The 22,833-nt window shown below is 41.0% G+C and carries 27 protein-coding genes; 19 read left to right on the forward strand and 8 right to left on the reverse strand.

The genetic code is table 11. The annotated features are described in order from the left end of the window. Nucleotides 1–29: 29 nt before the first annotated feature. Complete coding sequence (locus tag UFB30_RS10410; RefSeq protein WP_322421630.1) at nucleotides 30–197, reverse strand: aspartyl-phosphate phosphatase Spo0E family protein; 168 nt, start codon at nucleotides 195–197, stop codon at nucleotides 30–32. A gap of 434 nt (nucleotides 198–631) precedes the next feature. Between UFB30_RS10410 and UFB30_RS10415 the strand changes: the two genes are divergently transcribed. After that, nucleotides 632–1,453, forward strand: coding sequence for a helix-turn-helix domain-containing protein (locus tag UFB30_RS10415; protein ID WP_322421631.1), 822 nt, complete (start codon nucleotides 632–634; stop codon nucleotides 1,451–1,453). A gap of 60 nt (nucleotides 1,454–1,513) precedes the next feature. Here the strand turns inward: UFB30_RS10415 and UFB30_RS10420 are convergent, their stop codons facing one another. The 4 genes from UFB30_RS10420 to UFB30_RS10435 are packed head-to-tail and all read right to left on the reverse strand — an operon-like array spanning nucleotide 1,514 to nucleotide 3,804. Continuing rightward, a complete protein-coding gene (locus UFB30_RS10420; protein ID WP_322421855.1) occupies nucleotides 1,514–2,107 on the reverse strand; it encodes a histidine phosphatase family protein in 594 nt (197 codons plus the stop codon). A gap of 35 nt (nucleotides 2,108–2,142) precedes the next feature. Further along, nucleotides 2,143–2,376: a DUF6407 family protein gene (locus UFB30_RS10425; RefSeq protein WP_322421632.1), complete on the reverse strand. Its 234-nt coding sequence runs from the start codon at nucleotides 2,374–2,376 to the stop codon at nucleotides 2,143–2,145. Between the two features lie 24 nt (nucleotides 2,377–2,400). Next, nucleotides 2,401–2,964 carry an SGNH/GDSL hydrolase family protein gene (locus UFB30_RS10430; RefSeq protein ID WP_322421633.1) on the reverse strand — a complete coding sequence of 188 codons (564 nt, stop codon included), beginning with the start codon at nucleotides 2,962–2,964 and terminating at the stop codon, nucleotides 2,401–2,403. 15 nt (nucleotides 2,965–2,979) lie between these two features. Continuing rightward, complete coding sequence (locus UFB30_RS10435; RefSeq protein ID WP_322421634.1) at nucleotides 2,980–3,804, reverse strand: MBL fold metallo-hydrolase; 825 nt, start codon at nucleotides 3,802–3,804, stop codon at nucleotides 2,980–2,982. Between the two features lie 147 nt (nucleotides 3,805–3,951). Between UFB30_RS10435 and UFB30_RS10440 the strand changes: the two genes are divergently transcribed. From UFB30_RS10440 to UFB30_RS10495, 12 genes are all read left to right on the forward strand, one after another. Further along, complete coding sequence (locus UFB30_RS10440) at nucleotides 3,952–4,389, forward strand: NUDIX hydrolase (protein ID WP_435390879.1); 438 nt, start codon at nucleotides 3,952–3,954, stop codon at nucleotides 4,387–4,389. A gap of 17 nt (nucleotides 4,390–4,406) precedes the next feature. After that, entirely contained in the window at nucleotides 4,407–5,417 is a 1,011-nt protein-coding gene (locus UFB30_RS10445) for a serine hydrolase domain-containing protein (protein ID WP_322421636.1), read from the forward strand. A gap of 27 nt (nucleotides 5,418–5,444) precedes the next feature. Continuing rightward, nucleotides 5,445–5,876: a GNAT family N-acetyltransferase gene (locus tag UFB30_RS10450; RefSeq protein WP_322421637.1), complete on the forward strand. Its 432-nt coding sequence runs from the start codon at nucleotides 5,445–5,447 to the stop codon at nucleotides 5,874–5,876. 308 nt (nucleotides 5,877–6,184) lie between these two features. Then, nucleotides 6,185–7,000 (forward strand): lipid II flippase Amj family protein, encoded by an 816-nt coding sequence (locus tag UFB30_RS10455; RefSeq protein ID WP_322421638.1) that lies wholly within the window; start codon nucleotides 6,185–6,187, stop codon nucleotides 6,998–7,000. 700 nt (nucleotides 7,001–7,700) lie between these two features. After that, a complete protein-coding gene (locus tag UFB30_RS10460) occupies nucleotides 7,701–8,213 on the forward strand; it encodes a kinase (protein WP_322421856.1) in 513 nt (170 codons plus the stop codon). A 54-nt stretch (nucleotides 8,214–8,267) separates the two neighbouring features. Then, entirely contained in the window at nucleotides 8,268–8,819 is a 552-nt protein-coding gene (locus UFB30_RS10465; protein ID WP_322421639.1) for a 2'-5' RNA ligase family protein, read from the forward strand. 62 nt (nucleotides 8,820–8,881) lie between these two features. Beyond that, nucleotides 8,882–9,619 carry a metallophosphoesterase family protein gene (locus UFB30_RS10470; RefSeq protein WP_322421640.1) on the forward strand — a complete coding sequence of 246 codons (738 nt, stop codon included), beginning with the start codon at nucleotides 8,882–8,884 and terminating at the stop codon, nucleotides 9,617–9,619. A gap of 83 nt (nucleotides 9,620–9,702) precedes the next feature. Continuing rightward, entirely contained in the window at nucleotides 9,703–10,476 is a 774-nt protein-coding gene (locus tag UFB30_RS10475; RefSeq protein ID WP_322421641.1) for an AAA family ATPase, read from the forward strand. 52 nt (nucleotides 10,477–10,528) lie between these two features. Beyond that, a complete protein-coding gene (locus UFB30_RS10480) occupies nucleotides 10,529–11,110 on the forward strand; it encodes a histidine phosphatase family protein (RefSeq protein WP_322421642.1) in 582 nt (193 codons plus the stop codon). 113 nt (nucleotides 11,111–11,223) lie between these two features. Next, nucleotides 11,224–11,637 (forward strand): hypothetical protein, encoded by a 414-nt coding sequence (locus tag UFB30_RS10485; RefSeq protein ID WP_322421643.1) that lies wholly within the window; start codon nucleotides 11,224–11,226, stop codon nucleotides 11,635–11,637. Nucleotides 11,638–11,746: 109 nt separating this feature from the next. Continuing rightward, entirely contained in the window at nucleotides 11,747–12,490 is a 744-nt protein-coding gene (locus tag UFB30_RS10490) for a phosphotransferase family protein (protein WP_322421644.1), read from the forward strand. A 16-nt stretch (nucleotides 12,491–12,506) separates the two neighbouring features. Beyond that, nucleotides 12,507–12,881, forward strand: coding sequence for a VOC family protein (locus UFB30_RS10495; protein ID WP_322421645.1), 375 nt, complete (start codon nucleotides 12,507–12,509; stop codon nucleotides 12,879–12,881). A gap of 7 nt (nucleotides 12,882–12,888) precedes the next feature. On the opposite strand, the gene UFB30_RS10500 is transcribed toward UFB30_RS10495, so the two are convergent. Continuing rightward, nucleotides 12,889–13,392, reverse strand: coding sequence for a hypothetical protein (locus UFB30_RS10500; RefSeq protein WP_322421646.1), 504 nt, complete (start codon nucleotides 13,390–13,392; stop codon nucleotides 12,889–12,891). 249 nt (nucleotides 13,393–13,641) lie between these two features. On the opposite strand from UFB30_RS10500, the gene UFB30_RS10505 reads away from it, so the two are divergent. The 4 genes from UFB30_RS10505 to UFB30_RS10520 are packed head-to-tail and all read left to right on the forward strand — an operon-like array spanning nucleotide 13,642 to nucleotide 18,205. Beyond that, nucleotides 13,642–15,735, forward strand: a complete 2,094-nt coding sequence (locus UFB30_RS10505) for an MMPL family transporter (RefSeq protein WP_322421647.1) — start codon at nucleotides 13,642–13,644, stop codon at nucleotides 15,733–15,735. Between the two features lie 14 nt (nucleotides 15,736–15,749). After that, nucleotides 15,750–16,421 (forward strand): response regulator transcription factor, encoded by a 672-nt coding sequence (locus UFB30_RS10510; RefSeq protein WP_322421648.1) that lies wholly within the window; start codon nucleotides 15,750–15,752, stop codon nucleotides 16,419–16,421. Then, a complete protein-coding gene (locus UFB30_RS10515; protein ID WP_322421649.1) occupies nucleotides 16,418–17,800 on the forward strand; it encodes a sensor histidine kinase in 1,383 nt (460 codons plus the stop codon). Before UFB30_RS10510 ends, UFB30_RS10515 begins: the two co-directional genes overlap by 4 nt. A gap of 3 nt (nucleotides 17,801–17,803) precedes the next feature. Further along, nucleotides 17,804–18,205: a hypothetical protein gene (locus tag UFB30_RS10520; RefSeq protein ID WP_322421650.1), complete on the forward strand. Its 402-nt coding sequence runs from the start codon at nucleotides 17,804–17,806 to the stop codon at nucleotides 18,203–18,205. A 107-nt stretch (nucleotides 18,206–18,312) separates the two neighbouring features. Here the strand turns inward: UFB30_RS10520 and UFB30_RS10525 are convergent, their stop codons facing one another. After that, nucleotides 18,313–20,037 carry a sensor histidine kinase gene (locus tag UFB30_RS10525; RefSeq protein WP_322421651.1) on the reverse strand — a complete coding sequence of 575 codons (1,725 nt, stop codon included), beginning with the start codon at nucleotides 20,035–20,037 and terminating at the stop codon, nucleotides 18,313–18,315. Further along, nucleotides 20,034–20,741, reverse strand: a complete 708-nt coding sequence (locus UFB30_RS10530) for a response regulator transcription factor (protein ID WP_322421652.1) — start codon at nucleotides 20,739–20,741, stop codon at nucleotides 20,034–20,036. The genes UFB30_RS10525 and UFB30_RS10530 overlap by 4 nt, the downstream gene beginning before the upstream one ends. A 169-nt stretch (nucleotides 20,742–20,910) precedes the next feature. Between UFB30_RS10530 and UFB30_RS10535 the strand changes: the two genes are divergently transcribed. Together UFB30_RS10535 and UFB30_RS10540 are read left to right on the forward strand one after the other, a co-directional pair. Next, nucleotides 20,911–21,597, forward strand: a complete 687-nt coding sequence (locus UFB30_RS10535) for an ABC transporter permease subunit (protein WP_322421653.1) — start codon at nucleotides 20,911–20,913, stop codon at nucleotides 21,595–21,597. Then, nucleotides 21,597–22,532 carry an ABC transporter ATP-binding protein gene (locus UFB30_RS10540; protein WP_322421654.1) on the forward strand — a complete coding sequence of 312 codons (936 nt, stop codon included), beginning with the start codon at nucleotides 21,597–21,599 and terminating at the stop codon, nucleotides 22,530–22,532. Before UFB30_RS10535 ends, UFB30_RS10540 begins: the two co-directional genes overlap by 1 nt. Nucleotides 22,533–22,833 lie beyond the last annotated feature (301 nt).

The raw sequence follows: 22,833 nt of genomic DNA on the forward strand, positions 1-22,833 counted from the left end.
CTTTCGATGGCTTTTCTATACACTAAACTTTAATTAGATCGCTGTTTTCTCTTCTGGGACTCATAAATTAACTGGTCCAGTTCCATACTCAGCCTAAGCGTTTCTGAATGCAGCAAACCGTTTGATAAACCGCTTTTGACCATGGCTTCGCGTTTACAAAGTATTGTAGACTCTAATTCACTTTCTGTTTTGTTCATGTGATCAGCTCCTTAAAAGTTTGACGTAGTAAATAGAAACGTTAAAACTGATGCATAGTGGAGCTCTTGGGTGTATGTAAAGAAAAAGTTTTCTTGCGTTTAGATCTTTTTGAGTATGGATTAACAGATATTTCAAATGAGCTATTTTCCTAATTTTAGATTTTATCTCTTCAACATTCTACATAATTTTACAGAAACATGTGGCTCATTGTAACAACAAAGGTTAATGTTTCTGTTTGCCACATTCACTACATCCGGTATCATTTTGTGTTTTAATAAATCATTATTAAATTGTTGGTTAATATTCTTACAAAAACAACGAGAATTGTGGCTTTAATTACCATAGAAACACCCATTCAATATATGTTTTATTGAATATAAGAGTATTAAATCACGTGATTGTACTTTTTAATGGTTAGGGGATCTGGGATAGCATGAAGCGGGAATGGTTAATTGAACTTAGAAAATCTAAAGGACTTACTCAACAAAAGGTTGCAGATCAATCTTTCATTGACCGGTCATATTATTCTCAGCTGGAAAATGGCTTGCGCGACCCCAGTCCATCAGTAGCCGAGAATATTGCACAAGTATTGGATTTTAACTTTATGAGATTTTTTACAGACTATATTTATTTTGGAGACTTTAATTCCCCTCTGAAAAAAGCTGTAAATGTAAACCAGGACGGTTTTTCTTACTTGAAAGACAAGAAAACTGGTCATGTGATGTACCACTATAGCAGTATTGAAGTGTTTTATAGTAATACGATTAAATTCATTCTTTCTAAAGTAGAACAAAACATCCATTGTATCATCATAGATCAATACCTGAATTATTCAAGAGTGATCAGTGAGTTAAAGAACTTACTGCCGAAAAATAAAATCGATAAATATGTTCATTTTTTTCATCATAACATCAGTACCGACCAACTCCCTCAGCACTTTTTTGCATTCATACATGAAAAAATAAATCCTGATACATATTTTAGTATATGGATTAGTGATACATCCTCAGATAGAAAAGATTCATTTCACTATATCAAAACTTTTATTGAGACCTGTGAGAAAGAGCTGAATGATCATGAGTGGCTGCTCGTTTGCTCATTTGATGCGCATAAGGTAACTGCAAATGAATATATTCGCATCATGAAGTTATTCGAATATATCATGACGGATCAGGAAATGGTTATGTCACCGTTTTATAGTGAGCATGCTAAGATGTTATCTTTCTTTAATCGTCTTGAAGATAAAGAGCATTGAATAAGAGACTGCGGAGGAAGCGTGCCCTTGCAGTCTCTTATTCTATCACTCGTTATTCGTTTAAACTCTGCCTTTCTCACTATATTGTGAAAGGTGGGTGACCTGATTATACTCCCTGATACACCACCTGCCTTCTGTAAAACCAATATGACTCATCCCCGCATTAATCAGCCTGGTCTTTCTCGAACCAATCTCACCGTTTGACAGGATGGATAAGATCGCACCAATTACTGCCCCGTGCGCCACAAGTAATATTTTTTGGTCCCCATAGTGATGATTGATTTTCTGCAGTCCATTCATGATCCGGCGATGGAAAGTTTCTTCTATTTCCTGATTGGGGTACTTTTTATCCGGAAAAGCTGCCACTCTATCTTCTTTCGTCATCCCTTCCGCATCCCCAAAATACCGTTCAGAAAATTCTTCCATCACGACAAAAGGAAGATACAGGTCCTCATTGATGATTTCCGCAGTCTTTCTTGCTCTTTGCAGCGGGCTTGTGATCATCACATCCCAATTTCCGCTGCTTAAAAACTGGCCGCATTCCTGTGCCTGGGCTACCCCGGTTTTATTCAGGTGGATATCCGTTGTCCCCTGAAGTCGTCCTGCTGCGTTCCAATCTGTTTCACCGTGTCTGACGATACAAATAGAAGTGATAATATCCAGCCCCTTTGGTTTCATTTCATAAAACTTTAATAATCCCTCACAACTCTGCCATCAAAAGCAGCCTCAATATGTTCATACTCACCGGTTGCCTCAACCAGTCTCGTCAGCATATTTTCCTCTGCAATAGAACTGAGATAGAGGTGGGAAGCAGATTCTTCATTTTCGATAGATGAATTCATTTGATAGACTTTGAGTGCTTCTGTTATATAAGAATAGAGGTCTCCGTTCCAGTACTTTTCAGCAAAATCCTCAAAGTTCATGGAAAGCTCCTTTCTGATAGCGTATTAAGATATTTCGTTTATTTTATCCTGAATCAGACCGGCAAGTAAATGATAACCTGCTTCGCCAAAATGAAGACCATCATTCATTAATCCTTTTAAGTATTCCGGATAATCCTCCAAAGAAAGCATATATGAGAAAAAATCAATAAAATAACTTCCTGTATCTTTGGCTACCTGCTCAGCAGCTGCTGCGTACTCACTGAGTATTTCGTTTGTTCTAGTAAACTGAACCTTTTCATCCACGGGTGAAGAGGAGATGATGATCGTTCTTTCAGGTTTCAGAAGCTGTGTGATCTGATAAAGATTTGATCTATATGTCTCGATATCTATCATTTTGTGAAATGCAGCATCATTCGCGCCAAATAAGACGGTGACGAAGTCAGGATTATACTGAATGACATCGTTCTCAATCCTCTTTAACGCATCATTTGTATTATCGCCTGCCACACCTGCATTGATAACTTCAGTGTTTTTTAATAGAGCAGTAAGCTTTGCCGTTAACATTGGCTCAGTAAAACCTTCATGTCTGGCAGTAATACTGTCACCAAAACAGACAAGTCTCAGCATAAACATTCCTCCTGCTCAATCCTTAATTAACCGACCTTCCAGAGCCGCAACGTACCTCTCAGCAGACCGCTGCACAGCCAGATCTGCCTGCCCGGTTACTTCTCTGTGAAAAGCATTATATAATTCACCGAACTTCAAAGGTTTCAGTTTCTCTGCAATATTCATGACGATTTCTGCCGGCAGCGGAATCAGGTTAGGGTAGCTGTACATGAAGCTGACCCACTTGCGGTCTGCGACTACCTGAATAATATCTCCTGTAAGCAGCACAGCCTGATGATCTGACTGCTTGGTCCAGTGCAAAACAGCGCCTCCATCAAAATGCCCGCCAAGTCTGTAAAGCACTAAACCTTCTGAGATCTCAAGTGATTCCCCGCTCCAGAAAATGATTCGATCAGTGTATTCCTGCACCCACTGTTTATCATCTTCATGTATGTAGATCGGACAGTTGAATGCCTCAGCCCATTCCACCTGTGTGGTGTAGTAATGAGGATGCGACAGCGCAATCGCGTCAAGTCCGCCTGCTTCATTTATGTCATTCTTCGTCTTATCATCTAAATACGCAATACAATCCCATAAAAGTCTGAAGCCCTGTTCTTCTATCAGATATGCAGTTTGACCAATTCCGAAATCCGGTATAGTCGTAATGCTTTTCATACCCTTTTGTTCATCAACGAAGTGATTTGAGTAATTCCCTGATTGCTGCATCTTCTCTAAAGTGGTCCATTGCTGACCATCGGGATGGACGTACTGTCTTTCCTCCTTGCAGATGATACATGCTTCTGGTGGGTGTGAAGATGCGGGGTACTGTGTGCCACACGTAATACAAATATACTTTTTCATACTTAATCGAAACCTCCATGTTGTTTCTTGCTAAATCCATTATATGGGCTTTTTACTGTAGAATATAGTGTAAGATAAGGGAAGGATTTACTTTGTTAAATAAATGAACACGTTTAGCTGAAACGCTCGTATAAAGGAGTGCAGAAATTGCGCATATTTGGAGAAAAAGAGAGCGGTAAAAACTATATCACCCGACCAGCTGTTTATGCTGTCATGTTCAATTCCGGAAAAGACATGATTGCAGTCATCCAGGTTCAGGATAGGAACTATTTTCTTCCCGGCGGCGGAATTGAAAACGGTGAAACCCATGAAGAATGCCTGGAAAGAGAAGTGCTTGAAGAGACGGGCATAGAGGTGAAGAACTGTCGCTTGATTGGCAGTGCCGGACGATATTTTTATGCTGTCAGTGAGGACACGTATTATCTGAGTGAAGGCCACTTTTATATGTGTGAAGCTGGTGAAAAGATAGGGGAGCCTATAGATGCGGATCATGTATTGAAGTGGATGGAGCCTTTTGAAGCAGTGGAATATCTGGTTCATGATCATCAGCGGTGGGCTATGAGAGAAGCTCTTAGCATTCAATAAAAAGGAGGCAATGAATAATGAGCAGACTTGAAGAGTTGCAACAGTTAATATCGGATATAAGCTTTACGGGAGCAGTGCTGGTTCAGCGTGATCAGGAAGTCGTGATTAAAGATGGATACGGCGAAGCAAATCGGAGTGATCACATTCTTAATTCTGCGGACACAAGATTCGGTATCGCCTCGGGCTGTAAAATCTTCACTTCCATAGCGATTTGTCAGTTAGTTGAAAAAGGCCAGCTGACGTTTGAGTCACTGTTGAAAGACTTGCTGCCAATTTCATTTCCCCATTATAGTGATGATGTCACTGTGCATCACTTGTTAACACACACATCAGGAATACCGGATTATTTTGATGAAAGTGAAACAGCTGATTTTGAAGACATCTGGAAAGACAGACCGATGTATCGTATGCAATCACCAGCAGATTTCCTGCCGATGTTCCAGCATGAAAAAATGAAGTTCGAACCGGGAGCGGAGTTTTCCTATAACAACTCAGGCTTCATTTTACTCGGACTGATTGTTGAAGAGCTGACAGGCATGGCTTTTACCGATTATGTAGAGGCTCACATTTTCAAGCCGGCTGGAATGACTGACTCAGGATACTTCAGAATGGATCAGCTGCCTGAGCGGACGGCGCTTGGATACATAGATGATGAAGATCACTGGAAGACAAATATTTATTCAGTTCCGGTGAAGGGTGGTCCGGATGGCGGAGCCTTTACAACGGTCAATGACTTGAATCGATTATGGAACAGTCTGTTAAGTGATGAAATCTTAAGTGAAGCATTCAGAAAGATTCTACTTACGCCGCACGTTCTGCAAAAGGGCGATATTTATTACGGTTACGGCGTCTGGATCTCTATGAAAGGGAAAGAAATATTGAAGTATTTCGTGATGGGCTTTGACCCGGGCGTGAGAATGTACTCTTCTGTGAATATGGTGACGAAGGTTCAAACGCATGTGTTATCTAACGCTGAAGAGAGTGTTTATCCGATTTTGGAAGCGGTGGATGAGTTTTTTGAGGAGTGACAGTTTGTATAAAGGAAGGAATCTAAAATGAAAAAAGTTGTGAAAGCCAGCGTTGATGATTTAGATCAACTTGTAGAGATCGACAGCGAAGTAATTGGCAACACAAGCCGAAAAGATTTCATTAAAAATGCGATTGAAGCAGAGGCTTGCCTGATCGCTTTAGAAAATGATGAGGTTGCAGGTTATTTAATTTATGACACTCACTTTTTTGGCTGTTCTTTCATCTCAATGATCATTGTATCGCCAGCCAAAAGGCGCAAAGGGTTTGCCAGCCTGCTGATGAATCATATGGTGAGTCACTCTGAAACTGAGAAGGTATTTTCATCTGCTAATCGTTCAAATCATGATATGCAAAAAGTGTTCGAAGCGAATGGTTTTGTTGAAAGTGGCGTCATAGAGAATCTGGATGAAGGAGATCCTGAGATTGTTTACTTTAAATCAGTGAAGGAGAAGCAATAATTGCTTGTTGACCTCTGAATTTCCTGGGAAATTAACTGAAAGAAAAATCATAACATCATTTCAAGGAGAACTGACATGAATAATAAAAAGAAACTGAGTATCCTGTCTATGACAGCTATAGCATTTCTAATGCTGTCAGCAGGTCTTAATGTTCAATCTTATAACCATGCGAAAAATGCCTGTATCGCAAATGACACGACCCCTGTGGTGGATAAAAGTCTGCTCGTTTTTAATTGGAGTGTTTCCTGTCGATAGAGCGTCACACAATCTGTTACATATTGAATCTCATTAAAAAAGAAGGTACGTGAATGGAATTACTGACTGAAAAACTATTATTTATCGCATTATTTATATTTATTATTCATTCAATCGAAACGCTTGCCTATGCTGTCAGGCTATCAGGTGCAAGGGTGAGAATGATCGCGTCCGCTTTATCCCTTTTTAATATCATGGTCATCGTTTCAAGGCTGGCCAATATGATGCAGCAGCCTTTCACAGGGAGCCTCATTGATACAGCGCCAAAGGAGAACACGCTTCAGTTTGTAGAGATGCAGTTCAGGATTCTGATTGGTGCATCAACGGTTGGAACCGTATTTGGCATCATTTTACTTCCTACCTTTATCGCATTATTCTCAAGAGCCATCATTCATTTATCAGAGGAAAAAGGTTCTGTTCCTTCTCTAATGAAAAGGTTACTTTCATTACAATACATAAAGCGGGGGATTACCCATTTCAGCCTGCCTAAGTTTTCATATCTGCAGAATACCGGCGTGAGGGATATTCCAATCAGACTGTTTTTAGTGAATATGGTCATCACCGCGATCTATACAATTGGCGTATTATCCGCTCTATATGCTGCTTTATTAGCGCCTGATAATGCGGCAACGGCGATCATGGCATCAGGATTGATTAATGGGATTGCAACGATACTGCTGGTTATTTTTATTGATCCGAAAATCTCCGTGATTGCAGACGACGTGGTCAATCAGAGAGGAAGCTATAACAGGCTGAAAAGTATGTCGATTATGATGGTGTTTTCAAGGCTGCTGGGTACAATCCTTGCTCAATTTTTATTCATATGGGGAGCAAAATACATTGCCTGGTTTACACATTTCCTTGCGTAGTTTATTGAAAATACGAAGTCTAAATTGGAATCATATGTCGTTCAATTTAGAATTGCAAAACTTAACGTTAACTTAAGAAATGAACACTTCATAGACTATAAAATGGCACCTTTTCAGAGTGCTATTTTAGATGAATTGATTTGTATAAAACTTTAACGGTTACTTAAAAAAGTTACCAAAATAAAAAAGCATCTCATTTTGAGGTGCTCTTTTTAGTGATTAGACATTGTGATTCCATCCTGCTTAATAAAAGACATTATCTAAGGAAATAAGCAAGGATAGGAAGTAGAATTAATACAACAAGACTTTGGATGAAAGTAATCATAATATCTTTTTTCCAACTGTTTTTTTCAGGGTAGCGATTAGCTACTCTTTGGAACACAAAAAACACTACCCACCAGAAGATGAGTGTTAAAAGTGCGGAACCGAAACTACCATACATATCAATATACAACCTGCAACACCCCCATGACATTAACAATTCTTATTTAAATGATAACACGAAGTTTTACTCTATTGGATTTATTCACTTTATTAAAATAATCCTCCCATATATGCAATCAGCAATTCCTTAAGAGGACTCATTTTTGGAGTCTTCTTTTTAAGTTATCTGCTAAATTAAGCTTGAGATACCCTGTGCATTTTGAAATAATTGGTATCAGAGAATGATTGGAACATGAAGAAGGCTGGTGAAAAATTAATGGAATCTCAACTGATTATTTTGCGTGGCAATTCAGGTAGTGGAAAAACGACGATTGCGAAGCGCCTGCAGCGGCATTTAGGTCTAGGTACGCTGCTGGTTTCCCAGGATGTTGTTCGCCGGGATATGCTGATGGTTCACGACCGGGAGGGGAATCCTTCGATTGATCTTACCCGGCAGATTGCTGAATACGGTAAAGGGACATGCGAATTTGTTATTGTAGAAGGGATTTTCAACAGCAGCCGTTACGGGGATATGCTAAAAGAGTTAATTGATTTTTATGACAAAAAGGCTTATACATATTATTTTGATCTATCATTTGAAGAAACTGTGAGAAGACATCATACGCGTGACAAGAAAATGGATTTTGGAGAAGATTCGATGCGTGCCTGGTGGAATCCGGTTGATGTGCTGGGAGTGGAGGGTGAGGTGCTGCTGACTGATGATATGTCAGAGGATGAAGTGCTGGAGCGGGTGTTGGCTTCGTTAAAAGTGGGACTCGAAAAAATATAAGTTAGGTGACAATACATCCCCATTATTAGTAAGCAGACAGGAGGAGTGGGAAGAATGAAGGTGGAGTACTTTATTGGAATCGTCCCACCCAGCGATTACATAGAACGAATCGAGCAGTTTAGAAGTAAATGGACAAGTCAGTCAGGAGTCGAACCGCATATTACTGTAAAAGCACAGGGAGGATTAACACCAGATAAAAAGTGGCTGGATCAGATAAGAAAAGTGTGTGTAAATGTTAAGCCTTTTCCAATCTCACTGGATGAACCAAATTTTCTTGGAGACCACATTTTATACTTGAGCGTACACTCTGATGGTTTACATCAATTGCATCGTAAATTAGTACATGAAATTTCACCTTCAGAAGACTTGATCAAGCAATACTTTGAACTTAACGCTTATATCCCTCACTTAACTCTTGTAAAAGGTCATAACGGTGGTAACTCTTCAGCCGGACCTGCTGAACAGAATCTAAAACAAATAATGGGAAGTGTGGTTGAGGAACTGACACCATATCCTGATTTTGAAGTAAATTTTATCCGGGTTTATGAACTGAATTTTGAAACGCAGGTATGTGAAAAGTATGAAGATATTACATTGGGTTATTGAAATTGTCTTTTCTTTGAAAATTCATTATACATTTATATTTAGATATAAGGAGAATCCAGCGGATGAAAATAGCTGTAATGACCGATATTCACGGGAATGCCCCCGCTTTGAAATCCGTTCTTCACGAGCTGGATCGGAGGGGAGATGTTAAACATATTTACTGTCTGGGAGATATGATAGGGATTGGACCGGATACAAATGAAGTCCTGGAGATTTTATTTGCCAGAAATGATGTCTCTATGATGACTGGTAACCATGATGAAGCAGTATTGGCCCTGCTTAAAGGAGAAGAACATCCGTTAAGTCATGCTCACGCCAAAGCGCATCATCAGTGGATCGCAGATAAAATGGACAAAATCTTTATCTCGCGATTAGATCAATTGCCAAGAACACTAAATGTAACGGTTGAAGGTCAGACGATCCTATTTACGCACTATCATATTGAACAAAAGAAACTAAATGATCATATCAGTCAGGATCCATTTAGCAGAATTGTTGAACCGGAATTAGAGAGCCTAAAGACTTTATTTAAGGAACACAAAGAAAGGTTAATTTGCTTTGGGCACCATCATCCACTTCATTATTTCAAAGATCATGACCAATATTTTTTGAATCCAGGGTCTTTAGGCTGCAGTTCAAAGCCAGCAGCCCCGTACGCAATTGTTAACGTGGAACAAGCTGGAATTGAAGTTAGTTTGCAAGAAGCGTTTTATGACAAGACAGAGTTTTTGGCCTCATATGAATTGCTCCAGGTTCCGGATCGGAATTTTTTAATGAGGGTGTTTCACGGGGAAAAGTAAATTTTACTACATATTTATGTGAAACGATTAAAAGATGAATAGAGCGGGTCGCATTTTGTATGGATGAAGGAGGGATGAAAATAATGGTGCATTTGAAATCTGTTCATATCAATCAGGACCGGATCCCGGTGAACGAGTATCCATTTAACCTGCCCATTATCAAAAACCTTGGATCACTGGCGTTTCATAAACAGGTCACGATCCTGGTTGGGGACAACGGAACAGGGAAGTCTACTTTACTTGAAGCGATTGCTTCTAACAGTGAAAGCATTTTAATTGGTGGTGAGGCGTTTGACTCTGAATTATCGGTAAAACTGAGAGATCAGCTGAAGTTAGTCTGGCGTATTAAAACGAGAAAAGGCTTCTTTTTCAGAGCAAATGATTTTAATCATTTTATTAACAGGTTAAAGGATATAAAAGCTGAATCCAGACAGGCCATCCGGGACATCAAGGAAAGAGATTCAAATTCTCTTGAGGTGATGCCTTATGCAAGAACATTAAGTGATTTGGAAAGGCTGTATGGGCAAGGTCTGGAAGTACGGTCACACGGAGAAAGTTTCCTGGATTTATTTCAGGCCAGGTTACAGCCTGATGGATTATATATTTTAGATGAGCCTGAGGCACCATTATCGCCTCTCAAACAGTTAACGCTTATCTCAATGATGAAAGAAATGGTGCAAAACAACTGCCAGTTCATCATTGCCACACATTCCCCTATCCTGATGGCTTTTCCGGATGCAGAGATATTATCCATCCAGGACGGGATGCTGCAGCAGGCAACTTACGATGAACTGGAGCACGTTACGTTAACGAGAGATTTCTTAAATCACCCTGAGCGTTTTTTGAGGCATTTATGATTTTGTAAAGAAAAACAGCTTTTAATCAGAAGAATAAGGGGAGGAGACAACTGTGGAGATCGTTTTTGTTAGACATGCCCAGGGTGAACACACTTTACAATTACCAGAAAGCCTGCAACTTCAGAATCCTGCCTTGACTGACGAGGGTATACTGCAAGCAGCAAGACTTCCAACTGAAATCCCTCTGACTGAAAGAGACATCATTGTCACAAGCCCTGTCAGAAGGACAATGCAGACTGCATCTGTCTGGAGTCAAAGCATTGATTGCAGAAAAATCGTCAGTCCGCTTGTATCACCAAGAATGTTTCCACAAAAACCTGATGGTCAGACACTGCCCTGCGACCGGATTCTGAATAAAGATGTCATTAATAAGGAATTTCCAAACTTTGTGCTCGAAAATGACCTACATGAGAAACTTTGGATTTCGGGCATTAATACATTGCCGGAACAGGCATTTCATCTAGTGGCACAAAGTTTTTTGAAGTGGTGCAAAAGGCAGAATGCTGAACGTATCTGCGTTGTATCACATGATGGAACGATCACATCTTATAGACAATTAATTAAAAACGAAAAGCTGACACGGGAAGACTTTTTAAAAGATGCCGGATGGGTAAGAGAAATCGTTCACCTTTAGCAAACAAGAGTACCTGAAACTGAAATCAATCCCCACGCCACTTGATCCAAATACATAAACACTCCTCAACCTGCAAATAACTAAAAAGTTAAAGCAGAATGGAGTTGAAAATAATGAAAGTAAAACGTATCAGTTCATTATTAATGATCGCGCTTATCTCTTTTAGTCCTCTTATGCAAAAATCAGAAGTGGAACTGATTCCACAAAACAAATATCCAACCGTAATGGAACTTGCCTTCCTGCGGGAGTTAGGACCGTCTATTCTGGAAGCAATGTATGCACAAGGTGACCGTCAGTTATTCACTTCTGAACGAATAGAGAAAATTGTTCGAAATAAGCAGGATGATCAATATGATGTCACAATTAGGGTGATTGGTTATGAAGGACCGTTTAACCCTCACTATCAATTAATCCGGCTGACATTGCGCATCCCTGGTGACGATGCAAAAGAGTTTAGTGTTGTGTCCTATGAGCGAAAATATATTACTGCAGACGAAGTGAAGAAATTGAGTGAATTTACTAAGTAATGAATAGTTGTCTTCTGTTTCTTAATACAAAAATAAATTTACCCTTAAGTTAAGTTCATCAGCTTTAATCGAAAATTTCTACACATTTTTGCAGTAAGAAAGGTATCCCATGAATTTAAATCACCCAATTGCAACCGGAAATACAGCCAGCATTTATTTACATAATGAAAAGGTTTATAAAATGTTTAACAGGAATCTCCCTGCAGATGAAGCATCACGGGAAGCAGTAAAGCAGCGCTACGCATATGCCTGCGGATTAAACGTACCACAGGTGTATGAGGTCATTGATATTAACGGACAGCAGGGAATCGTGATGGAGCATATGATTGGGAAATCGCTTGGAGAGCTGGCATTTGAAGACATCACGAATGCCGAACCGTATTTACACACTTCAGTTCAGGTTCAGCAGGAGATTCATAGAGTAAGAGCGGATGTCATAGAGCCAATGCACAAAAAACTGCAGCGGCAGATTGAATCTGCAGACCTTCTAACACATATTCAAAAGAGTCAATTACTGAAAAAGCTTGGTGATCTATCAGGTGAAAGCAGGCTTTGCCATGGTGATTTTCATCTGTATAACTTAATCAGTTCAGATAATAAAACTGTTATTTTGGACTGGGTGGATGCAAGCGCGGGAAGTCCTGCAGCAGATGTCTGTCGTTCTTATTTGCTCTACACACAGGTGTCTGAGCAAATAGCCAGCCTTTATCTGAAAATCTATTGCGATACAAGCAGCATCTCCCGCGATGAAATCATTGAGTGGGCACCAGTCATCGCAGGTGCCAGACTGGCTGAGCATGTACAATCAGAAAATCCTGAACGTTTACTTAGGATTGTGAGTAAACATTATTGAATAAGGGGGAGAAAGCATGAGTAAATCATTCATTGAACAGGTTCACTATATTAGAATCCCTGTAAGAGATTTAGAACAATCTGCAAAATGGTACAGTGACATTTTAGGTCTTCAATTGTTAACCATCACGGAAGAACCGGTTGCGATTATCAAAGTGAACGAAGGACCTTTTTTACTGGCATTGGTGCCTGCTGATGAAGAATCCTTTTCACATTTTACAATCAATAACGAACCGGCATTCAGCATTGGTTTCTCGAGTTCCAAATTACCTGAATTCCATCAGCATCTACTGGATCACGGGGCTAAGGTAGAGGATATTCAGGAATATCAGGGGCATTCATATTTCCACTTTTACGATCTGAATGGGAATAAGCTTCAGGTGCATTGGTAAGGTGATTTCAATCAAAAGCACACCAGAACGTATGGACAAGGCTGTAAAATAAAATCAAAGGAATATTTAAATACGCTTCATCTATCTGACCTTCATATACTCTTTTAAGACCGGCCGGACTTTTCGTGAAGCCTATATCAGTCTGTTGATTGCCGATGATTTTCACACTTCCAAATAACTTGGCTTTAAAAGTGATCTCAGGCTGACCTTCAATACTTATGTCGATTTGATCCGTTTTGAAAATGCCTTCAGGTGTTTTGATATGTCCGATTGGCTGATCATTTTTAAAAACCTGCCATTCTGCTCCCCTTGTGAGTTTGAAGCCGGTTTGATCAATCCTATAGATATCGCCGGTTTGAAATTCTTCAATTGTCATATTGACATCATATCTGGTTGTGCTGCTGGTGTTCTTGAAGTAGCGTTTTATTTGTCCGATTTCACGATGTTCATGCGAAATGATGACAGGTTTTTCTGTCCGTCCTATAAAAGGTGATTGATACTTGAAGTCCATTTGAATCCCTCTTTTACATCAGTTGTCTGTTAAGTAAATCTATAAATGATTCACCTTTAAGCCACTAAAACCGCTTCAATTTCTGAAGCTCCTTCACGCGCGTTCTCCTTTTTCGAAAATCATTATATATGGAAATTGTACAAGAAACATTTAACCAGATACAAACACTGTCCTTTTTTCGTGCAGTTTATATTCCGTTTATATTCAGGATGTAGACTTCACTGTGAAGACGAAAAAGGAAGTGACAAGATGAATCGGATTTTACAACCAATTACTGATTTCGTGTCTACACGAAAAGGCATGTGGCTCACATTAATCGCATGGGTGGTGCTGTCCGTCTTATTAAGTGCCGGCCCGCCTGCGTCTGAGTACCGGAGTGCAAGCTTTCAATCGCTCCCGGATGACGCGCAGAGTATCATTGCAGAAAATAAAGTGAAAGAACTGTTCCCTGATGATCAGGCGACACCTGGTATTCTTGTGTTTAATGCACAGGAGGAGATACAGGCTTCTGATGTGCAGGCTGTACTTGACGAGATCAGAGAGGCAGAACTGACAGGCGTTCAGGAAATGATGGATCTATCCGTGCTTCCGCCTCAGGCACTTGAAGGATTCTTCTCAGAAGACAGCCGGACGTTTATCTTTCCAATCGAGCTTGAGCCCGGCATTGGGAATGATAAGTATAGTGAAATCAATGATGAAATTCTCTCGATCGGGCAGACGTATGGAGAAGAGCAGGATGCTTTTGATTTTTATGTGACCGGACCTGCCGGCATTGCGGGCGATACGTTAAAACTGTTTGAGGAAGCTGACTTTGTATTATTGCTTGCCACAATCGGTATTATCTTAGTGCTATTAATTCTGATCTACCGTTCACCGTTACTTGCGGTTATTCCGCTGCTTGCGACGGCGATTGTGTATCAGGTTACAAACCAGATGATTGGTCTGCTTGGAGCGGGCGGTCTTGAGATTAACAATGCAACGACTTCAATTATGAGTATTTTATTATTTGCTGCAGTAACGGATTATTCACTGTTTGTATTTTCACGGTTTAAAGAAGAGCTTTATCAATACGAAAATAAGCATACAGCGATGGCAGTCGCAATGAGAGCGACCGGGAAGCCGGTTTTCTTTGCGGGGGCAACGGTACTTGCAGCCATGCTCGTTCTTTTCATGGCGGACTTCCGTGATTATCAGAACTTCGCGCCCGTGTTCAGTACAGCGCTCGTCGTGATTATTCTGGCGTCAGTGACCCTTGTGCCGGCTTTATTTACTTTGTTCGGACGTAAAGCTTTTTGGCCAAAGGTTCCGCATTACGGGAAGCAGCCGAAGGAGGAAAAGGGTCTCTGGACGCGCATTGCTGAACTGGTCACACGCCGCCCTTATGTATCAGGTGGAGCGGTGCTGGTCTTATTGATCGTAGCTTCACTGAATTTATTCAACCTTGAATATGAGTTTGATATGGTCAAATCATTCCCTGAGAATTTACCATCCAGGAGCGGCTATGAAATTGTTGAATCTAACTTCGATAAAGGTCGGCTGGCACCAATGACGGTTGTGCTCGAAGGGGAGGATGGGTTAAATGAAGAAGTGCGTACTTCATTTGAAGAGTTCCTGGCAAATGAGGATGCAGTGGCTTCCTTCCGTCCTGCAAATGAAACAGAGGATGGTTCAGCCGTCAGTTATTCCGTGACGCTGTCACTAAATCCTTATACGACAGAGGCGATGGATGCCGTAGATGCTATGAGAGCTGAAACAAGTGAATACGATGATGCTGCGGTCTACTGGTCAGGTATGACGCCGAAACTGGTAGATGAGCAGAATATCAACAATCAGGATATAATCAGGATCGTGATTGCAGAAACGATATTAATTATCGTACTGTTATTCTTTATGACACGTTCTTGGAAAATGCCGCTTTATATGATGGCGACGATTCTGCTTTCATTTACTGCAGCACTTGGGATTGGTATTTTTGCAGTTGATGTATTATTTGGCTATGAGGCGATCAGTACACGCGTGCCGCTGTATGCATTCATTTTCCTTGTGGCGCTTGGAATCGATTATAATATTATTTTAGTCTCACGCTTTTTGGAGGAACGGCAGAAGCTTGCGATTAAGCCGGCTCTGAAACGGTCAATTGCTTCAACAGGCGGCGTGATTTCGTCAGCCGGTGTCATTCTGGCTGCAACCTTTGCTGCGTTGATGACGATGCCGATTGCAGATTTATTCGTTTTTGGTTTTATCGTTGCGATCGGAATTTTAATCGATACGTTCCTTGTGCGCGGCGTATTGTTACCGGCACTGATTCTGTTTTTTGAAAAGGACAAAACAACGAAAGCATAAAAGGGGAGAGCTTCATGCGCATTTTAGTAGTAGATGATGAACTTCATATCCGGCAGCTCATTGCTATTCAACTGCAGCAGGCAGGCTATGAAGCTGTGTTGGCGAAGGATGCGCAGGAGGCACTCCGTTATCTGGAAGAAGAAGAGGTAAGTGCAGCCATTGTGGATGTCATGATGCCTGGGATGACAGGGTTTGAACTGACCCGTGTGCTGTCTCAGGAGCTGGACATTCCGGTGATTCTTGTGACAGCGAAAGGGCAGCTTGAGGATAAAGAAGAAGGTTTTCTGGCAGGATCGGAGGATTATCTGGTCAAGCCATTTGAACCGAAGGAATTATTGTTCCGCCTGCAGGCGATTCTGCGTCGCTATGGAAAAGCACAGCGGAATAAAATTCAGCTTGCCAACATGGTCCTCAACAGAACAACCTATGACGTGACAATTGATGATGAAACGTTAATTATGCCAATGAAAGAATTCGATATCCTGGCTGTTCTATCAAATTCATCCGGCCAGACGATCCCGCGTGCTGTCATTCTGAGAGAGGTATGGGATGACGATGAAGGGAAGCATGAGTTTTCGCTTAATACACATATAACAAGGCTGCGTGACCGGCTGAATCAACACGGTGCAAAGGTGGAGATTCAGACTGTGCGCGGGATCGGTTACCGGTTGGAGGTGACCGGATGAAAACACTCTACCGGCAATTTATACAGACGAGTCTGGTGTTTTTAGTGCTCAGTATTGTACTTGGGATCGTATTGACGAATGTGTATTATTTATCTTTTACAAAACAGGAAACGATAGAGCAGAATCTGGACCGGGCGAATGAGGTTGCTTTTACACTCGAGCAGATGCATGGAGATACTGCTGCCCTGGAACCCTTCCTATCTTCAGTTGCCAATCTTGGTTATCAGATTGCGCTCCTTGATTCGAATCAGCAGCTCACAACATTTGGTGAACCGTTTGAAGATCTGACGCTCACCGTTCAGGCGAAGCAGGTGCTAACCGGTCAGCAGATCTATACAGGTGAAAATTCAGGGCTGTCCTTCTTTATGACAAGTCACTTTTCCAGCCGGCTTGATAATACAGTAGGCGTTCCGTTTGAAGTGGATGGTCAACAATACGCCCTCTTTTTGCGTCAGGATATGAATCTGCTGTCATCTGATATTCATACGCTGCTACTGGCATTTCTGCTGTCCATTGCGGTTGTCAATCTGGCAGGGATGTTCCTGATGGCGAGACAGCTGACACGTCCGATCAGCCTGCTGCATCAGGCGACAAGGGAAGTGGCCAATGATAATTACAGTCATCAGCTTGCGATTTCACGACCGGATGAAATCGGGGATCTGGCAAACAGCTTTAATGAGATGATCGGCCGTCTGAGACAAAATGATGAGTCACGCAAAACCTTTATTACGAATGTCTCGCATGATCTGCAATCTCCATTAATGAATATTAAAGGATATGCTGAATTGCTTTCAGCTAAAGCAGCAGATGGATCTGATGAAAGAGAATATGCTGAAGTGATTGAGAGAGAAGCGAAGCGTTTATCCGGTCTTGCAAAGCAGCTGCTGCTTTTGAGCTCGCTTGACCAGCCTGCTTACCATCTGAAAGCGGACACTTATTCACTTGATGACCAGATCAGGGAAGCGATCAAACATTACAGATGGCGCCTTGAAGAAAAAGAGCTAGATGTGAGTCTGAAGCTGATGAAGGTAAGCGTGTATGCCGACCGGGAGTTAATGAATTATGTATGGGATAATCTGATCTCTAATGCAATTAAATACTCTCCGTCCGGCAGCTCAATTCGCATTCATTTAGCAGATGAGGAAGGCATCTCGGTTGTAATTGAAGACAATGGAATCGGTATCTCAGCAGCGGATCTGCCGTATATCACTGAGCGATTCTATCGGGCTGACCAGTCAAGAAGTGAGGAAGGCACAGGTCTGGGTCTTGCGATTGTAAAGGAAATTGTCAGGCTACATGAAGGAAAGATTGAATTTGAAAGTAAGAATGGAGAAGGTACAAAGGTTAAGGTGTATCTTCCGCAGTATGAGGAGGAGTAAAGAATGGAAAAGAAATGGGGATTACGCTTAATTCAGTTCTCAGCAATATTCGGTTTTATCGGAACATATCTTGGTTCACACATGGCAGGCGTGATGGATTATTCACTGCGTCCGATTCACGCGCATATTTTATTGGTTGGCTGGTTATCAGTCTTTGCATGGGGGATCTTCTATCAGATTTTTGAGATTAAATATAAAAAGCTGGTTACAATTCACAGTATTTCAGCCATGATCGGAGCGGTTGGATTAACGGCCGGTATGTGGTTTTATAACCTCAATCCATTGAATCTTGGTGATACATTTGTTCTTGTGTTCTTTATTGTTGGTGGAACGATTTTATTGATTGCATTTTTCCTTTTTGCGGTCGTTACGTTTTTTACGGTGCCGCGGGCGGAAAGAAATTAAATGATGGAAAAGCGAAGTCTGGGATGATGACCTGAACTTCGCTTTATTTGTGTGGAACAGGATTCCGCAATGCTATTCGCTTTAGTATGTCAGATAATAATTATTATCTATTTAACCGGCAGCAGAATTCGGAATATAGTCCCTTTACCGGGTTTACTATTAACATTAATTGAACCTTTGTGTAACTGCACCAGCTGTTTTGTAATTGCCATCCCTAACCCGGTACCGCTTCCGGAATCACTGGTATTGGTTCCACGGAAATAACGGTTGAAAAGGTGGTTCACAGTGGCCTGGTCCATACCGATCCCATCGTCAGCAATCTTGATCTGAAGGAGGTGCTGTTCAATTGTAGCAAGTGTTACAGTTATCTTTGTGCCGGCAGGATTGTATCTGAGTGCGTTTTCAATCAGGTTATTCATAATTCGCTGAAACCATTTAGGATCGATTTCAGCCATCATCTGATTGGATAATGAATGATAACTAAGTTTCTTGTCGCTATAAACAGGATTATTCATAAAGCTGATAATGGTTCGTCGGATCAGCTCATCAATATCTGTCTGTTCCATCTCAATCGGAAGGGCATCATTTTTAATACGATAGGTCAGTGTCAGGTCCTCAAGTAAATCTTTCATATAAATGGCTTTGCTGCTGATCGTTCCGGCGAATGCACGGGTTTCTTCAGCTGACCATGTATATTCCTCAGTCTCCAGCATATTGGCATAGCCTGAGATTGAAGAAAGAGGAGTTTTTAAGTCATGGGAGATACCGCTGATCCATTCTTCGCGAGTAGACGTCATCTTCTCACGCTGTTCCTCATTTTCTTTCAATGTCTGTGTTAAATGAGACAGGTTTAAAATTAGGTCTTTGTATAGTCTGTACTTTTTCTTAAGTCTCCCGTCTTTTTTATAGAGAACAGGCTCCTGAAGGTGATTAATCGGCTGCTGATAAATACCATTGCCTAATTGATCAATCCACTTCATCATCTGCAGCAGCGGGCTACTAAATTTACGGGTATACCAGAATGTGCTGCCTAACAGTAACAGAAATAACAGGATAGAGATCAACACGATGCTATTCTCAATCAGGCTATACAACGGTTCTTCTGACGCGGAGCCTGTTTGCTGCAGTTGAGTGCCGACCAGTAAAGTCTGATTAGTAGATTCATCATAAACAGCCTGGACAGCATTTATATCCGATTGGTTCAACCTAAGGACTTGTTCGATCGAGTAGGAATCAGGCTGACTCCCCGCATCATATTGATAGATTACTTTTCCGGACTGATCAATCAACTGAACCCATCCGCTATTCTCCTTCAGTAAATCAGTTGTTTCATCTTGAAGGGATAGCTGACTATTCTCCCAGTTAACCTGCTGTTTTACTTCTTCAAGAAGAACTGATTCTATCTTTTCGTGACCGAATATTACAACAGGTGAGTCGTCAGTTGTTTCATCCAGTTGCCAGTATGTATAGTCTGAGGTGTTATTGTTCAAAAGCTGACCGGAAAATCCATCAGCGTTTATTTGAGACACTACCTTTTCAGGAGCAAGATAGTCTCCAAGCAGCTTTCCATCTGCAGAGAAGACCGCCAGCCAGCCATTCTGATTTGCAACAATTTCTTTTAAATGATGATCAATAGAGACCGTTTTATCTTCAATTGATATATTTTCTGCTATAAAGTAGCTCTCTGCAGTGGACAAGTCTTTTTTTATTTCATTATCAGATACTGTAAATCCAATGATGGCGCCTAACAATATCATCAAAGAGCCGATCAGAAAAAAGATTAATACGAGTTGAAAAAACAGCTGTGTGGCAAAGCGTCTATGAATATTCATTCTTCAATTTCTTCCGTTACCAGCTTATAGCCAAGCCCGCGCACCGTTATAATGAGCTTCGGCTTGCCGGGGTTCTCTTCTATCTTCTCTCGCAGCTTTCTGATATGTACCATTACTGTGTTATCCTCACCCAGAAACTCTTCACCCCATACCTTTTCATACAGCTGATTTTTACTGAATAACTGGTTTGGATGCTGACAGAAAAAGACTAGCAATTGATAGACTTGAGCCGGCAAATCAATTTTCCGACCGTTCACTGTAACAGTTCCGGACATTTTATTGACTGTAAGTGGACCATACTCATAATAGCTGGATTGTTGCTCAGGCAAATAGCCTGTTTTTCTTTTAAGGTGGGCTTTCACTCGTGCGACAACTTCAAGCGGATTAAAAGGTTTGGTAATATAATCATCTGCTCCAAGTGCAAAGCCGGATAGCTTATCCAGATCAGTAGACCTCGCTGTGAGGAAAAAGATCGGTGCATCGGTCGTTTCCCTGATCAACGGACAAATATCAAAGCCGGTCCGGTCAGGAAGCATGACATCGAGTAAGATCAGATCGTATCTTTTATTTTTACATTTCCCTAAAGCTTCAGCAGCTGTTGCGGCAGTGTCAATGAATCTGAACTGTTCCTTCTTTAAAATGGTATATAACATCTGGCTGATTGCAATTTCATCATCTACAATCAGAATCTTGGCATCTTGCATAGTAGAGTCTCCTGTCTTGACAATAATATAGCTTCATCATATCAATTCTTAACTAGGAAAAATAGGAATTAAGGTAGAATTAAGGTAGAGATTGCAAGGAGTTAAGAGAGCCCATGTAAAGTGAAGGAGTAAATTAAATTCACAGTGCATGACGGAAGGAGTCAAATTAATGTTCGCTATAAGTAAAAGGGAGTTTTTGAGGTTAATTAAAGGAGTTAAGTCAATTATCATCATTGCAATCCTGCTAATTACTGCGTATTATTCTGCGAAATTTTCAGGTCTGCTTCTCACGCTGGCTGATTTTTCAGCCAGTGAAGCTGAAAGTATACAAACTGCAGGCTTATTAGTACTGATGCTTTTTTTCGGTCAGTTATTTGTCATGGGGTTATCGCATGATGTCATCAACCGTGAGACACATGACAGGACGATTCGCTTTTTGGTGACACGAACATCCAGGCTGTCAATTGTGATGGGGAAATTTTTAGGAGTATTTCTCTTCTGGCTAGTATGTATATCAGCATCATTTTTAATTATTTTCTTTTTCTCGAACAAGGTGGACTGGGTCAGTTTTTTACAGTTGATGAGCCTGTTAGTGTATCAGATCTCTTTTACAATCCTGTTATCTGTTCTAGTTCCGAAGCCCGGTTTCACAATGTTTCTGAGTATCATCGTGGGCTTATCTTTTCCAGTCGCGGGATTTTGGCTGACGTTAACGAACAATTCATGGTTCAGCTGGCTGAAATTTACGACACCGTTTTATTACCTGCAGGAGGATCATACATTTCCGATCATCCTGGTCCTGTCAGCATTACTACTGTCAGCGGCCCATCTTTTATTCAAAAGGAGAGAGTGTTAATGAGTGTCATCAATACAAAGCAGCTCTATAAAAAGTACGGAAGTGTTCCTGTAGTCAAAGGAATAGATCTGACAGTCGAAAAGGGCGAGATTTTCGGATTTCTCGGACGCAATGGTGCCGGCAAATCAACTTTTATCAATATACTAACAGGCATTATACATCCAAGCGCCGGATCATTTTCACTGTTTGGTGTTTCCGGACCGAACGATAAAGCTAAAACCCGGATTGGTGTCATGCCTGACTATACCAGCTTTGATGGATCCATGACCGCAATGGGCTACTTACGATTTTTATCAGAGCTGTCAGGCAATAAAGCATCAAAAGAGAAGTGTCTTGCCGTCTTAAAAAAAGTAGGGCTGGAAGGAGAAGCGAATAAGAAAACCGGCAAATTCTCTTTCGGTATGAAAAAGAAGCTTGGGATTGCTCAAGCCATTATCCATGAGCCGGAATTGATTTTTCTTGACGAACCCACATCAGGAATCGATGCGGAATCAGTCATTCACATTCATCAACTGATCCGTGAATTGAACCGTGAAGGGAAAACGATCTTTATGACGTCGCACAACCTTGATGAAGTTGAAAAACTGTGCACACGGATTGCGATTATGAAGGATGGTCAAATTGTTAAAATTGGCTCGATGGATGAGCTCAGATCTTATTATCAATCCACTATTATCGTTAAGATCAAGCACGGAAAAATCCCTTCATCAGAACTGAACCAGTTAAAGCAATGGTTGTTAAAAACCGGACAGGGGCTGGAGATGAAACAGCAGCATATGATTATTTCTGTTGATCAGGAAAAGAAAATTGCAGATATAATCCGTGCTTTTAATCAATGCAAAGTTGACATCTATCGGGTCGAAGTGGAAGAGCCGTCACTTGAGGAAATTTTTCTTGATGAGCAGGTAAGTGGAGCGATCAGGAAAGTCATGTAATGTATAGGCTTGAGAGACGCAGCGAATTAAACAAAAGGACGCCATGTGAGTCATCCAGTAATCGGATGATTCACATGGCGTCTTTTTTCGTTATTTACTATTTAAGAATCTTACAGCAAGTATAACGAAATCAGCGATACAGTTACGGCAAACACAAACCCGCCGGCTATTGAGGAGGCAACCCAGATTCTGTACTGGGGCAAATTGATTTCTTTTCGTTTATAAGCAAGCCTGGAGATTTTGATGATAGCAGATACCGTTATAAGTATGATGATGCATACGGAAAAAAAGAATGCAGCTA

Source organism: Jeotgalibacillus haloalkalitolerans, assembly GCF_034427455.1.
Classification (GTDB): domain Bacteria; phylum Bacillota; class Bacilli; order Bacillales; family Jeotgalibacillaceae; genus Jeotgalibacillus; species Jeotgalibacillus haloalkalitolerans.

Bases quoted from the DNA above. Each gene is read 5' to 3' on its own strand.
- UFB30_RS10430 (WP_322421633.1), bottom strand. From the start codon at position 2,964: ATGCTGAGACTTGTCTGTTTTGGTGACAGTATTACTGCCAGACATGAA.
- UFB30_RS10425 (WP_322421632.1), bottom strand. From the start codon at position 2,376: ATGAACTTTGAGGATTTTGCTGAAAAGTACTGGAACGGAGACCTCTAT.
- UFB30_RS10470 (WP_322421640.1), top strand. From the start codon at position 8,882: ATGAAAATAGCTGTAATGACCGATATTCACGGGAATGCCCCCGCTTTG.
- UFB30_RS10410 (WP_322421630.1), bottom strand. From the start codon at position 197: ATGAACAAAACAGAAAGTGAATTAGAGTCTACAATACTTTGTAAACGC.
- UFB30_RS10515 (WP_322421649.1), top strand. From the start codon at position 16,418: ATGAAAACACTCTACCGGCAATTTATACAGACGAGTCTGGTGTTTTTA.
- UFB30_RS10435 (WP_322421634.1), bottom strand. From the start codon at position 3,804: ATGAAAAAGTATATTTGTATTACGTGTGGCACACAGTACCCCGCATCT.
- UFB30_RS10445 (WP_322421636.1), top strand. From the start codon at position 4,407: ATGAGCAGACTTGAAGAGTTGCAACAGTTAATATCGGATATAAGCTTT.
- UFB30_RS10415 (WP_322421631.1), top strand. From the start codon at position 632: ATGAAGCGGGAATGGTTAATTGAACTTAGAAAATCTAAAGGACTTACT.
- UFB30_RS10540 (WP_322421654.1), top strand. From the start codon at position 21,597: ATGAGTGTCATCAATACAAAGCAGCTCTATAAAAAGTACGGAAGTGTT.
- UFB30_RS10510 (WP_322421648.1), top strand. From the start codon at position 15,750: ATGCGCATTTTAGTAGTAGATGATGAACTTCATATCCGGCAGCTCATT.
- UFB30_RS10520 (WP_322421650.1), top strand. From the start codon at position 17,804: ATGGAAAAGAAATGGGGATTACGCTTAATTCAGTTCTCAGCAATATTC.
- UFB30_RS10495 (WP_322421645.1), top strand. From the start codon at position 12,507: ATGAGTAAATCATTCATTGAACAGGTTCACTATATTAGAATCCCTGTA.
- UFB30_RS10530 (WP_322421652.1), bottom strand. From the start codon at position 20,741: ATGCAAGATGCCAAGATTCTGATTGTAGATGATGAAATTGCAATCAGC.
- UFB30_RS10490 (WP_322421644.1), top strand. From the start codon at position 11,747: ATGAATTTAAATCACCCAATTGCAACCGGAAATACAGCCAGCATTTAT.
- UFB30_RS10535 (WP_322421653.1), top strand. From the start codon at position 20,911: ATGTTCGCTATAAGTAAAAGGGAGTTTTTGAGGTTAATTAAAGGAGTT.
- UFB30_RS10460 (WP_322421856.1), top strand. From the start codon at position 7,701: ATGGAATCTCAACTGATTATTTTGCGTGGCAATTCAGGTAGTGGAAAA.
- UFB30_RS10500 (WP_322421646.1), bottom strand. From the start codon at position 13,392: ATGGACTTCAAGTATCAATCACCTTTTATAGGACGGACAGAAAAACCT.
- UFB30_RS10505 (WP_322421647.1), top strand. From the start codon at position 13,642: ATGAATCGGATTTTACAACCAATTACTGATTTCGTGTCTACACGAAAA.
- UFB30_RS10475 (WP_322421641.1), top strand. From the start codon at position 9,703: ATGGTGCATTTGAAATCTGTTCATATCAATCAGGACCGGATCCCGGTG.
- UFB30_RS10455 (WP_322421638.1), top strand. From the start codon at position 6,185: ATGGAATTACTGACTGAAAAACTATTATTTATCGCATTATTTATATTT.
- UFB30_RS10450 (WP_322421637.1), top strand. From the start codon at position 5,445: ATGAAAAAAGTTGTGAAAGCCAGCGTTGATGATTTAGATCAACTTGTA.
- UFB30_RS10525 (WP_322421651.1), bottom strand. From the start codon at position 20,037: ATGAATATTCATAGACGCTTTGCCACACAGCTGTTTTTTCAACTCGTA.
- UFB30_RS10485 (WP_322421643.1), top strand. From the start codon at position 11,224: ATGAAAGTAAAACGTATCAGTTCATTATTAATGATCGCGCTTATCTCT.
- UFB30_RS10465 (WP_322421639.1), top strand. From the start codon at position 8,268: ATGAAGGTGGAGTACTTTATTGGAATCGTCCCACCCAGCGATTACATA.